This is a genomic window from Bradyrhizobium commune (assembly GCF_015624505.1).
Classification (GTDB): Bacteria; Pseudomonadota; Alphaproteobacteria; order Rhizobiales; family Xanthobacteraceae; genus Bradyrhizobium; species Bradyrhizobium commune.
In genome coordinates this window covers 7,046,321-7,058,334 of record NZ_CP061379.1, presented here as the reverse complement: position 1 = coordinate 7,058,334, position 12,014 = coordinate 7,046,321, and the positions used below count along the sequence as shown (strand labels likewise).

Here is a 12,014-nt window from a genome sequence, read left to right as displayed (position 1 = left end):
GGCTTTGCCGGTGGGAGATTTAGCCAGCGCTCGGGGAATTTCGAAATTCTCCCGCGAGACCCGACCGAGTCGCGCAACGATCTGCAAGAGGCTTCCCGTGGGCGGCGATCCAAGGCTCGATAGGCTGGGCAAGGCGACCGCCGGCCTCGGATACATGTAACGCGAAGCGAGCCGCCCCTACGGATCCAGTTCCGTATCCCAGTAGAGATAGTCCAGCCAGCTGTCGTGCAGATAGTTCGGCGGAAACAGCCGGCCGTTGCGGTGGAGCTGGTGCACGGTCGGCGCGAAAGCGTGCTGGCGCGGAAACATCTTGGCCTGCGCCGGCGTGAGATTGCCCTTGCGCAGGTTACAGGGCGAGCACGCCGCGACCACGTTCTCCCAGGTGGTCTGGCCGCCTTTGCTGCGCGGGATGATGTGATCGAAGGTGAGGTCTTCGGGCGATCCGCAATACTGGCAGTTGAAGCGATCACGCAGGAAGACGTTGAACCGGGTGAAGGCGGGATGGGTGGTCGGCTTGACGAAGGATTTGAGCGACACCACGCTCGGCAGCTGCATTTGCAGCGTGGGACTTCGAACCGCCTGATCGTAATGGGCGACGATGTTGACGCGGTCGAGGAACACCGCCTTGATCGCGTCCTGCCACGACCACAGAGACAGTGGGTAGTAACTCAGCGGCCGGAAGTCCGCATTCAGCACCAACACCGGCCAACTGCCTTGCGAGACATGTGCGTTCAAGTAACGCTCCCGGCCTCCAACATACGCTGCGAAGCAGCAAGTATTGACATACTACATGCAGCGTGACGGGATTGTGAAGCCCGTTGAGAGACTTATTACCGTCGGGCAGGGCAAGAAAAACACTCGGAAAAGCCATTTTCGGGAGGACGCATGCGAGGCTGGCTCGGCCTGTTGCTGGCAGTGGTGGTGTTCAGTGCGGCACCGATTCGCGGGGCCACGGCCGAGGACTATCCGGCGCGCCCCTTCACCATGATCGTGCCGTTCCCGGCGGGCGGCGCCACCGACACGCTGGCGCGGTTTCTTGGCGAGCGCCTCAACGCAGCGCTGAAGCAGCCGGTCGTGATCGAGAATGTCGGCGGGGCCGCCGGCTCGCTCGGCGTCGGCCGGGCGGTGCGTGCGAGCCCCGACGGCTACACGCTCTCGATCGGGACCTCGACCACGCACATGCTGACCGGCGGGCTCTATGCGCTGCCGTTCGATCTGTTGCGCGACCTCGAGCCGGTCGTCCTGATCGGCAGCGAGCCGCTTCTGATCGTCGGCCGCAAGGATCTGCCCGCCGATGATCTCAGACAATTGATTGCGTGGCTCAAGGCCAATCCGGACAAGGCATCGGTCGGCATCGCCGGCGTCGGCGCCACCGGCCATCTCGCCGGCATCGCCTTCCAGAAGGAGACCGGGACGCAATTCCAGTTCGTGCCCTATCGGGGTAATGGCCCGGCGATGCAGGATCTCATCGCGGGCCAGATCGACGCGATGATCGAGCCGGCCTCGAACTTCAAGGCGCTGGTTGCGGCCGGCAGCATCAAGACGTTCGCGGTGACCAGCAAGGCGCGCTCGCCATCCTGGCCGAACATTCCGACCGCCGAGGAGGCCGGGCTGCCCGGCTATTCGGCATCGCTGTGGTACGGCCTGTGGGTGCCGAAGGGTACGTCGAAGGACATGATTGCGAAGCTCAACGCCGCGATGGTGCAGATTTTGGCAAGCCCGCAGGTGAAGCAGCGCTTTGCCGAGCTCGGAATTCAGCCGTCGCCGATCGCGCAGCAATCGCCGGAAGCGCTGCGCGCCTACCAGAAGGAAGAAGCCGAACGCTGGTGGCCGATCATCAGGGCGTCGGGGATCAAGGTGGATTGAGGAGGCGAGCTACTCCCGCATCCGCTCCAGCTTCTGCAAGCACCGTGTCGTGCGTACCACCACCGGCATCTCCTCGTTCGGAAAGCTGGTCGTCCAGTTGGTGACGCCGACTTCGCCGACATAGATGTCGCCTTTGGAGTCCAGCGCGAGGCCGTGCGGCGCCAGGAATTTTCCGCTGGCGACGCCCGGGCCGTCCTCACCGCCGAGCCGCGCGATGCGTTTGCCCTGGGCGTCCACGATCGACAGCCGCGGGCCGAGATTGGGCACCTTGCGGTTGATATCGAGGCCGGGGCCGAGCTCGCCGATCACGAAAGTCGGGCTCTTGGCCCCGCCACAGCAGCACAGCGCACAGGGGCGGTGCAGATTGTTCCACTGCGTCTCGTATTTGCCCTCGCCGTCGAACACCTGCACGCGATGATTCTCGCGATCGGCGACATAGACCCAGCCGTCGGCATCAGTTGCAATATTATGCACGATGTTGAACTGGCCGGGATCGGTGCCGGGCTCGCCCCAGCTCTTGATCAGTCTGCCGTCGGGCGTGAACTTGTGCACGCGCGCATTGCCATAGCCGTCGGAGACGTAGATCTCGCCCTTCGGCGACAGCGCGGTGTGGGTGCAGCGGTGGAACGGTTCGCCGCTCATGAAGGCGGCCGGCTTCTCGGGGATGCCGATCGTCAGCAGCACCTTGCCGTCGGTGGTGCATTTGCGCACGGTGTGGTCGCCATCATCGGTGCAATAGAGATTGTCGTCGGCGTCGATATGCAGTCCGTGCGCGCGGGAGAACAGGCCCTCGCCAAACGAACGCAGGAAATTGCCGTCGCGGTCCAGCACCACCATCGGATGGGCACCGCGGTTGAAGACATAGACGCGGTCCTTGCTGTCCACCGCGACGGAGGCGACATCGGTGAGCTGCCATCCGTCCGGCAGCTTTGCGAAATTTTCGACAACGCGATAGCGGTGTTCGCCGGTGCCGAGAATGGCTGGCATCTGCATCTCCTCCGATGCGGTGACCGGCGAATCCGGTCACCTTGCCGGCGAAGTCTTGCAGAGGATCAGCCGAAGCACGAGGTGCTTTTGCGCATGGCTCGTTGCGGGCGCGATCCGCCCGTCGCGCGGATTGCAATTCAGGACAGTGTCTAGGGATTGAGAGTGAGTTTCCCGGCGAGCTTGACCGACTTCGATCCGCCGTCGTCCATCTCGATGTCCCAAATCCCTGGCGCAGCCTGGCTGACATCGAGATCGCAAGTGACTTGCCCGGGGTTCGACATCACGTTGGTGGCGACAATCGGAGGAGAGCCCAGCCGGGTGATTTTCACATTGGTGATGACGTTGAGATTGGTCCCGCTGATCGTGATTTGCAGTGGTCCGGCCGCTGCGATCGAATGATTGTCCGGTTGGACGCCGTTGGCCGCCGGGGCTGGCGCTCCGGCATCATTTCCAGTCTTCACCGCTGACGTGACGGTTCCAGCGCCGAGGTAGAAGCTCGTGATGGCCGTCATCAACGTGCCCAGCAACACCAGCAATTGCTTGGCGAAATCGTCGCTCGCCGGGTTCGCGCTGCGATAGCTGACGTCAAAGAAGCCGTCCTTGACTGCGCCGTCCTTGCCCTTCGTTGCAGTGGACTGGAGGTCTACCGCGTTGGGATGATCCTTGATGAATTGTGTGCGCTCGGCGGCGGACATCTCCGCGATCGTCACGACGTTGCCGCGTGACACTCCCTGATAGAGGAAAATGGAGAGGATCGAGAACAGCACAATCAGCGAGAGCGCAATGACCGCCCGGATCGAGCCCTCCGGAAGCCCCATCGCCAGATCGCGGTTCGAGAGGCCGAGCGCCGAGAAGACCATCGCGACGGCGGCGAGCATGAAGATGAGAACAACGACGCCGCCAATGGCGAGCAGAGGAAGCGAGCCGCCGTCGCCCGGCGGCGCGAGCTTCGTCATCAACCAGAATACCGCGCAAAGAATGATCACGAGCACCAGCGCGCCAAAGCACGTCAGGATGGCCCCGCTAAATTTCTTGATTGCTTCCAACATGGGTCACCCGCTGTCTGGTTCGGGCTATTCGAGAAAAAACCGAGATGTTCAAGATCAATTTTTGATGAAAGTAACCCATAGTTGTTCATGAACATAGCAATGAGTCAAGGTTGATGGGGCCGACTTTATCACGCGCAGCCGGTCAGGCCTGCCCCAACATCCCTTCGTCGATCGCCTTGATCTGGAGTGCGAGATATTTCGAGTTGATGCGGCATTGCGCGAGGCTGCCGGCGATGAACCACAGGCCGGGCTGCTTCGTGCGCGCATACATGTTGCGCAGCTCGAGCCCGTCGCCGAAGCCCCAGACCGGGCCGACGCGGTCGGCGATGCCGTCGCCGAAAAGCTTTCGCACCAGATATTCCTGCGGCTTGTAGCCGGTCGAGAGCACGATGAGATCGGCGGCGATGGTCGAGCCATCCTTCATCCGCGCGCCCTCGGCGACGAAGCTTTCGATGTCCGAGAACTGCTTCAGCTTGATCGCACCTTCGACGATCAGGTTGGAGCAACCGACATTGAAATAATAGCCGCCGCCGCGGGTGAGGTATTTGAACTGCCAGCCGGTGCCGGCTTCGCCGAAGTCGAGCCTGAAGCCGACCTGGCGGAGGCCGTCGAGCAGCTCCTTGTCGAGCTCCTTCGACTGCTCCGTCAGCATCACATGGGTCTTCCTGGCAAGCGGTGTCGGCATCGAGGTCGCGATCAGATCGTTGTCCTCGAGCGTGCCTTCGTTGTAGGTCGCATAAGCGAGCTGCGCCGACGGCTCGATATTGGTGACCAGCGTCGGCGAACGCTGCACCAGCGTCACCTCCGCGCCGCTTGAATAGAGATCCTGCGCGATGTCGTGCCCGCTGTTGCCGGTGCCGACGACGATGGCGCGCTTGCCTTGCCAGTTCTCGCCGTCCTCGTAGCGGCTGGAATGAACCAGCGCGCCCCTGTAATTGGGGAGCGTCGGAATATCCGGCACGTTTGCGATGCCGCTGACGCCGGTCGCCATCACCACATGGCGCGGATGCACGGTGCGCTTGCTGCCGTCGGCGCGGTGCAGCGTCACTGTCCAGTGACACCTCGCCTCGTCATAGGCGCCGCCCTCGAATTCGGTGCCGGTCCAGAAATTCAGCTCCATGGCATCGACATAGGCTTCGAACCAGTTGGCGAGCTTGTCCTTGGGGATATAGACCGGCCAGTTCGGTGGGAACGGCATGTAGGGCATGTGATTGACCTGCACCTGGTTGTGCAGGGTCAGCGCGTGATAGCGCTTGCGCCAATTGTCGCCGATCCGCGTCTCGCGATCGACGATCAGCGTGTCGACCTTCAACTGCTTCAGCCGTGCTGCGATCGCGAGGCCAGCCTGGCCGCCGCCGACCACCAGCACGGCCGGATCGCGATCGGAATAGTCGCGCGAGGCGTTGCGCAAATCGAGCCAGTTCGGCCCGCGGAAGTCGCGCGAATAGGCTTGCCCTCGCGGGCGCGACGTGCCGAGCTGTTCCTCAAATCCCCTAAGCTCGTCGAGCGCGGTGAGCAGCGTCCACGCTTTCAACCTGTCGCCATCGGCGGCATCGGGAACGAGCCGGACGATGCCGCTGCCACGCGCGAGTGCGGTCTCGAAATTGAAGATTGCCTCGATGTTGCTGGTGCCGGCCCGTGTGACCCAGCGCGGCGGCGCACGGTTCGGCGCGATCTCGAAGTTGGTCGGCGCTGCCTTTGGCGCGAGCGCGATCAGCGCATGCGCAATTTCGTCGCGGCCGGCAATGGTCTGCAGGTTCCAGCTCAGCGCCAGCACGTCGCGCCAGAAGCATTCTGCGACGAACAGGCGGTTGAGCGCAGCGGGTTCAGGCTTCCCAAGCGTGCGCTCGAAATCATCGAGCCAGGCCTGCGCGGAGACGAAAATATCCTGCGTCTTGTCCAGCATGCGCGACCTCGTGGCCGTCTTCGCGGCGTTTCCTCTGAGGTGAACGCTATACCGGATCAGCCTATGTCAAAAGCGCTTTACCCGAGCAGCGAGAGCATGTGGCCCTGCTCAGGCGGAATGCGACCTTTCAGCGTGTCGAGATAGACCTGCCGTACCGCGTCTGGTCCACGGCTTTCGACGATGCTCAAGCGTCTCTCAAGCATTGGCGCGAAGCCCGACCATGCCGCGCCAAATCGCTGCTCGATGCCGCCCGGGCCCCATTCCTTGGCGCGCTTGCGGATCTGGTCGGGTGCGAAGAACCAGCGCGGCTTTGCGCCGGGCAGTTCGCCCTCGTCAGCGTCGGTGGCGCGATGCGTCAATCCGACGCGCACGGAGCATCTCATCTGGTCACCGAAATGTCGGTGCAGATTGGCGCGCAACGCGCTGTTGCCGGCCATGTCGACGAAGGCGACCGGCATGTCGCTCGGCAGCTTGGTCACGCAGTCATAGGTGACGACCTCATCATAGCAGCCGAGCGAGCTGACGAAGTCTGTATTGCCGCCCGAGGTCAGGCCGATCACCTTGCGCCCCCGCGCATGCAGGAGATGGCCGAGCCCGAACGCAGTCTTGCTCGATGCGCTCGACAGCAGCACGGTGCGCGCGCCGAAATCGTCGTTTTCGACGAGGAAGTCGTCGACCAGGAACGACAGCATGAACAGCGGCCGCAGCAGCGCCTGGTAGTCGCCCTGCCGCCCGGCATAGGCGGGATCGCCGCTGACGCGCGCATAGGCGTTGTAGACCGGCGCCACGCCCTGCCGATGCGCCGCGCCATCACGCAGGCCGCGCTTGCTGACGTCGGTCGCCTCGATCACGAGATGCGTGGCCATCGGGAAATAGCCGAACAGCCGCTCGCCCACGGGCACGTTGGGATGCTCCGAGGCGATCACCTCGCCAAAGCCCCACACCGGGATGTTGCCGAAGCCGCTCGGTGCAGGAAACAGTTGCCAGTATTTCAGCTCGTCGCCGAGCACGGCATAAGTGATGTTGTTGGCGGTCAATGCAAAGCGGTCGACCTTCACCAGCAGCGCATCCCGCGGCAGCGCGTCGGCTGCGGGCAGCGCGGTTGCGATCGTCTTGCAGGTTTCGAAATCGTCTCGTGCAACGATGAAGTCGGTGGCTGTCATGATGTCGATCCCGGCTCGTGTCCGTGCCGGGATCTCATCGGTCATGCGGGCTTCGTTTGCAACAGCAACATAGTTTAAAACGCTGTTCGCCCACTTACGTCGTCAGCACGCCCTCGCGTTTCTTCACCGCGCGATAATAGCTCCACCACAGATGCGCGGCCGCACCGCGCAGCGGACGCCAGGGTTCGGCGAGCGGCGCCATCTGCTTCTCCGTCGGCCGCGCCTGCAACCCAAGGCCAATCTTGATCCCCTCCTGTACGGCGAGATCGCCGGCCGGCCAGGCGTCGCCATGGCCGAGGCAAAACAGGAGATAGACGTCCGCCGTCCACGGCCCGATGCCCGGCAGCGAGATCAGCGTATGATGCGCGGCGTCTGCATCTTCCTCGGCGAGCACGTCGAGATTCAGCCGCTCCGCGATGATCTCGCGCGCCAGATGCTTCAGCGTCTTGATCTTGGCCGCGGACAGCCCGAGCCGCCCCAGCCGGTCGGTGCGGGCGCGTCGCACCGCCTCATGGTCGAACGGATCGAAGGCGGCCGACAGCCGCCCCCAGATCGCCGCCGCGCTCGCGGTCGAGAGCTGCTGCCCACAGACGATATGGGCAAGCCCCGTAAAGCCCGGCTCGCGACGCCGCAACGCCGGCATGCCCGCGATCTCGAATACGGGTTTGAGGCGGGGATCGCGCTTGACCAGCGCGTGAACGGCCTCTTCGAGGTCGGACTGGGTTTCGAGGTGGATGGTCATTGTGGCTCAACTCGTAATGCGCGGGCTTGACCCGCGCATCCATCTCCTATCGTAACAGAGTCTTGGAAGATGGATTGCCGGGTCAAGCCCGGCAATGACGAATAGCCAGAGAATCAATGCCACCCGTTTTCCGCTTCGCCCCGAGCCCCAACGGCTTCCTGCATCTCGGCCACGCCTGCTCCGCGCTGCTCAATTTCGATCGCGCGCGCGAGACCGGCGGGCGGCTGTTGCTGCGCATCGAGGATATCGACGCGACGCGCTGCCGGCCGGAGTTCGAGACGGCGATCTACGACGACCTCGCCTGGCTTGAGATTGCCTGGGAGACTCCGGTGCGGCGGCAGTCCGAGCATCTCGGCGACTATCGCGCTGCTCTGGAAAAACTCGCCGCGCTCGGCCTCGTCTATCCCGCATTCGAGAGCCGCGCCGAGATCGCCAGGCTCGTGGCTGCGCGTGAGGCCGATGGGCCCTGGCCGCGCGATCCCGACGGCGCGCCGCTTTATCCCGGCGATGCGAATTCGCTTTCCGCCGGTCAGCGCAAGCGGCTGATGGAGTCCGGCGCGCCTTACGCGCTCCGGCTCGACATGGCCGCCGCCTGCCGCCGTGTGGCCGGCCTGACCTGGCACGAACTCGGCGAGGGGCCCGGCGGCGAGCACGGGATCGTCCCGGCGCGGCCCGAATCCTGGGGCGACGTGATCCTCGCCCGCAAGGAAACGCCGACCAGCTACCATTTGTCGGTGGTGGTCGACGACGCGCTTCAGGGCGTGACCGAGGTGGTCAGGGGCCAGGACCTGTTTCACGCCACCGCGGTGCATCGTCTGCTTCAGGCTCTGCTCGGCCTGCCGGCGCCGGCCTACTGGCACCACGTTCTGATTCGCGACGAAGCCGGCCACAAGCTGTCGAAATCGAGCCACTCGACCGGCCTGCGGGAGTTGCGCGCGGCCGGTGCCTCGCCCGCCAGTATTCGCCGATTGGTGGGATTAGGCTAAGTTTCTCTGGGGGTTAGCAAAACGCCGCCGTGACTCCAGGTGTTCCGCCGTGCCATGCTTGCCGGCGAGCCCGGGGTTCGAAGGGGAAAACTTCGAAGGGGATTTATGGCGGCGAAAACGCGCGCAGCGCGCACCACGCGAAAGTCCAGGCAACCGCCTCGGAAGCGGTCCGGGGCGGCCGGCGGGGCGCGCAAACGCGGCACCGCAGCCGTCACGCCTGACGTGGTCCAGGCGGCGCTCGCCGCCTTTGCCCACGAGGTCCGCACCCCCCTGACCGGCATCCTGGCGATCAGCGACCTGCTCGCAACCTCCGATCTCGGTGAGCGGGAGCGGCGCTGGGCCGACACGATCAAGGCCGGTGCCGAACATCTGGCGAGCCTTGCCACCCTGTTCGTCGACGCCGCCAAAACGGGGAGGGGCGGCAGCGCGTTGCGGCAGGACCTGTTCGACCTGCGGGCGCTCGCTCGCAGCACCGGCGATTCCCTCGCCGGGCGTGCCGCGGCCAAGGGCCTTCAGGCCGCGGTCGATATCTCTGAAAAACTGCCCGGCCTCGTGGTCGGCGATCCCGTCCGCCTGCGCGCCGCGCTCGAGAACCTGATCGACAATGCCGTGAAGTTCACCGACCAGGGCGGCGTGGCGATCTCGGCCGCGCCCTGGCGCCCGACCAAAGGCAAAGGACAAGGCAAGGCGAAGGACAAGCGCAAGGTCGGCGTCGCCTTTGCGGTCTCCGACAGCGGCATTGGCCTGACCATGGCCGAGATCAAGCGGCTGTTCCGCCCGTTCACCCAGGCCAACGTCACCATTGCCTCGCGCTTCGGCGGCGCTGGCCTAGGCCTGTCTTCGGTGAAGCAGCTGGCGCGCGCGATGGGTGGCGACATCTCGGTCGCGCCGCGGCGCGGCGGCGGCGCAACGTTTACGCTGACTGTGTCGCTCGATGCGGCGGGGCCGTCGAACTCGCGCAAGTCGGATGGCAGCGAGGCCGATGCGCTGGCGGCGTTGCGCGTGCTCAGCGTCGAGGATAATCCGTTCGGCCGCGTCGTGCTCAACACGATTCTGACCGAGCTCGGCCATCATGCCGAGTTCATCGGGCGTGGCGAGGACGCCGTGAACCGGCTGGCGCAAGGCGCCTTCGATGCGGTGCTGATGGACATGGTGCTGCCGGGTATCGACGGCGTCGAGGCGATCAGGCGGATCCGCACCATGCCGACGCCACTGGCTCAGATCCCGATTATCGGCGTGTCCGGCCGCGGCGAGGACGAAGCGGCCTCGCGCGAGGCCGGCGCTGACGCCTTCCTGGTCAAGCCTGTGTCTCCGCGGGCTTTAGCGACTGCGCTGCTTGAAGCGAGACGCCGTGAGGAAGCCGAAACTTGATGATCGCTGCGTTGAGCTCGCCGCCGTAAACGAAGATCGCGGCGATAAAATACAAAAACACCAGCGCGATGATCACCGAGGCGAGCCCCGCATACATCGTGACATAATTGTTGGCGAAGCGCGCCAGGTACTGGCCGAACACGACGCCGGAGATCAGCGACGCCACCATGGTGAAGACGATGCCGGGCAGGATCTGGAGGAAGCCGCGCCGCCCCGCCGGCAGCCACGCATGCAGGATGAACAGCGCCACCACCAGTGCGGCGATGGTGATGCCGTAGCGCAGCCAGGTGAGGATGCTTTCGTTGGATTCGACGAACAGCGGGATGTGGCGTCGCGCCGCCTCGATGAAGAGCGGGCCGAGCACGATCAGGAATGCCATGGCAAGTGCGGTGACAGCTGCAACCAGCGTATAGCCGATCGATTCCAGCCGCAGCCAGTACCAGCGCCGCATCTCGACCACCGCATAGGCACGGTTGAGCGCGACCCGCAGGGCCTCGACGCCGTTGGAGGCGAAGTAGACCGACAGCACCGCGCCGATGGTCAGCACGCCGGTGCGGGTGGTGGTGAGGACGTCGTGGATCTCGCCGGAGAGCGAGTCGGCAACCTGCTTCGGCCAGACCTGAAGCATCAGCCCGGCCGCCTGGTCAGCGAGTTCCTTGGAGCCGAAGAAACCGGCGAGCGAGGTCAGCACGATGAGGAACGGGAACAGCGCCATCAGCGTCGACAGCGCGATATGGCTCGCAATCGCCCAGCCGTCATCGGCGAGGAACGTATAGAACGCGTCCATCCCGACGACATAGATGGTGCGGATGGCTTTCACGCGTCACCTACACGACGGGCGCCGCTCGCTCGCCCCGTGCGCGGGGAGCGGCGAAGAAATCGGGCCATTGGCGCAAATCGGAAGTCATCCCGCTACCTTCTGATATTATTGCCCTAAAAGCCAGATCGCGAAGCGCCCCATCGTCATTCCGGGGCGCGCGTAGCGCGAGCCCGGAATCCATCTCGCCGCTAGCATCGTGGCCCGATGGATTCCGGGATCGATGCTTCGCGTCGCCCCGGAATGACTGAGCCAGGGAGATAGCGCATCAGCGCACACGGTGTTATCTACCCCCAATGGCATCTCTTTTAAGTACCTTCATCCTGCCGGTGGCAGCCGGCGCCGTGGCGGTGGTGCTGCTGCTCGGTCTCGTCAACATGATGCGCGGCGGCTCGGCCAACACGTCCCAGAAGCTGATGCGCTGGCGCGTGCTGCTTCAGTTCATCGCGATCGTCATCGCCATGACCGCGGTCTGGGCGATGGGGCGTTAACATGGTCGTATTGAACCGCATCTATACCAAGACCGGTGACGACGGCACGACAGCCCTTGGTTCGGGCGAACGCCGTCCGAAATACGATCTGCGCATCGAAGCCTATGGTACCGTCGACGAGACCAACGCCGCGATCGGCGTCGTTCGTCTGTACACAAAGGACTCCCCCGATCTCGATGCGATGCTCGGCCGCATTCAGAACGATCTGTTCGATCTCGGCGCCGACCTCGCGGTGCCTGAGCGGGAAGGCAAGGCGGAACGGCTTCGCGTGGTGGCAAGCCAGGTCGAACGGCTCGAGCGCGACATCGATGGGCTCAACGACCAGCTTGCGCCGCTGACCTCCTTCGTGCTGCCCGGCGGCACACCGGCCGCCGCCCATCTCCATGTCGCGCGCACAATTTGCCGCAGGGCGGAACGCGTGATGGTGGAACTGGCCGCCCAGCCCAACGAGCCGGTCGGCGCGGCTGGCATCCAATATATGAATCGGCTGTCGGATTTCCTGTTCGTGGCGAGCCGCGCCGCTAACCATAATGGCGCCGGCGACGTGCTCTGGGTTCCGGGCCAGAATCGCTGACCCATTGAGCTGCGCATTTCTAAGGTCTAAAATTTGGCCCCTTCGCGCGTTGACCGGGCCGG

General features: G+C 64.4%; 12 protein-coding genes. 5 read left to right on the top strand and 7 right to left on the bottom strand.

Translation table 11 applies throughout. The features are described 5' to 3' along the window. Positions 1 to 177: 177 nt before the first annotated feature. The gene (locus IC761_RS33125; protein ID WP_195800814.1) at positions 178 to 735 is read right to left on the bottom strand and encodes an HNH endonuclease; all 558 of its coding nucleotides are present in this window, start codon (positions 733 to 735) and stop codon (positions 178 to 180) included. A 150-nt stretch (positions 736 to 885) separates the two neighbouring features. Here IC761_RS33125 and IC761_RS33120 point away from each other — a divergent pair, with 150 nt between their 5' ends. Next, a complete protein-coding gene (locus tag IC761_RS33120) occupies positions 886 to 1,866 on the top strand; it encodes a Bug family tripartite tricarboxylate transporter substrate binding protein (protein ID WP_195800813.1) in 981 nt (326 codons plus the stop codon). Positions 1,867 to 1,875: 9 nt separating this feature from the next. On the opposite strand, the gene IC761_RS33115 is transcribed toward IC761_RS33120, so the two are convergent. The 5 genes from IC761_RS33115 to IC761_RS33095 all read right to left on the bottom strand — a co-directional run bounded on the left by IC761_RS33115 (position 1,876) and on the right by IC761_RS33095 (position 7,713). Beyond that, positions 1,876 to 2,853 (bottom strand): peptidyl-alpha-hydroxyglycine alpha-amidating lyase family protein, encoded by a 978-nt coding sequence (locus IC761_RS33115; RefSeq protein ID WP_195800812.1) that lies wholly within the window; start codon positions 2,851 to 2,853, stop codon positions 1,876 to 1,878. A 149-nt stretch (positions 2,854 to 3,002) separates the two neighbouring features. Continuing rightward, complete coding sequence (locus tag IC761_RS33110) at positions 3,003 to 3,902, bottom strand: hypothetical protein (protein WP_195800811.1); 900 nt, start codon at positions 3,900 to 3,902, stop codon at positions 3,003 to 3,005. A gap of 142 nt (positions 3,903 to 4,044) precedes the next feature. Continuing rightward, entirely contained in the window at positions 4,045 to 5,808 is a 1,764-nt protein-coding gene (locus tag IC761_RS33105) for an NAD(P)/FAD-dependent oxidoreductase (protein WP_195800810.1), read from the bottom strand. Between the two features lie 77 nt (positions 5,809 to 5,885). Continuing rightward, positions 5,886 to 6,971 carry a DUF2855 family protein gene (locus tag IC761_RS33100; protein WP_195804853.1) on the bottom strand — a complete coding sequence of 362 codons (1,086 nt, stop codon included), beginning with the start codon at positions 6,969 to 6,971 and terminating at the stop codon, positions 5,886 to 5,888. 94 nt (positions 6,972 to 7,065) lie between these two features. Then, positions 7,066 to 7,713, bottom strand: a complete 648-nt coding sequence (locus IC761_RS33095) for a DNA-3-methyladenine glycosylase family protein (RefSeq protein ID WP_195800809.1) — start codon at positions 7,711 to 7,713, stop codon at positions 7,066 to 7,068. Positions 7,714 to 7,829: 116 nt separating this feature from the next. Here IC761_RS33095 and gluQRS point away from each other — a divergent pair, with 116 nt between their 5' ends. Together gluQRS and IC761_RS33085 are read left to right on the top strand one after the other, a co-directional pair. Then, on the top strand, positions 7,830 to 8,699 hold the full coding sequence (gluQRS, locus tag IC761_RS33090) for a tRNA glutamyl-Q(34) synthetase GluQRS (protein WP_195800808.1): 870 nt from the start codon (positions 7,830 to 7,832) through the stop codon (positions 8,697 to 8,699). A 105-nt stretch (positions 8,700 to 8,804) separates the two neighbouring features. After that, positions 8,805 to 10,070, top strand: coding sequence for an ATP-binding protein (locus IC761_RS33085; protein ID WP_195800807.1), 1,266 nt, complete (start codon positions 8,805 to 8,807; stop codon positions 10,068 to 10,070). Here the strand turns inward: IC761_RS33085 and IC761_RS33080 are convergent. Further along, positions 9,997 to 10,890, bottom strand: a complete 894-nt coding sequence (locus tag IC761_RS33080; protein ID WP_195800806.1) for a YihY/virulence factor BrkB family protein — start codon at positions 10,888 to 10,890, stop codon at positions 9,997 to 9,999. The two genes, IC761_RS33085 and IC761_RS33080, sit on opposite strands and share 74 nt — an antisense overlap. 293 nt (positions 10,891 to 11,183) lie before the next feature. Here IC761_RS33080 and IC761_RS33075 point away from each other — a divergent pair, with 293 nt between their 5' ends. Both IC761_RS33075 and IC761_RS33070 read left to right on the top strand, forming a co-directional pair. After that, complete coding sequence (locus tag IC761_RS33075; protein WP_195800805.1) at positions 11,184 to 11,378, top strand: twin transmembrane helix small protein; 195 nt, start codon at positions 11,184 to 11,186, stop codon at positions 11,376 to 11,378. Position 11,379: 1 nt separating this feature from the next. After that, positions 11,380 to 11,952, top strand: a complete 573-nt coding sequence (locus IC761_RS33070) for a cob(I)yrinic acid a,c-diamide adenosyltransferase (RefSeq protein WP_195800804.1) — start codon at positions 11,380 to 11,382, stop codon at positions 11,950 to 11,952. The last annotated feature ends 62 nt before the right edge of the window (positions 11,953 to 12,014 follow it).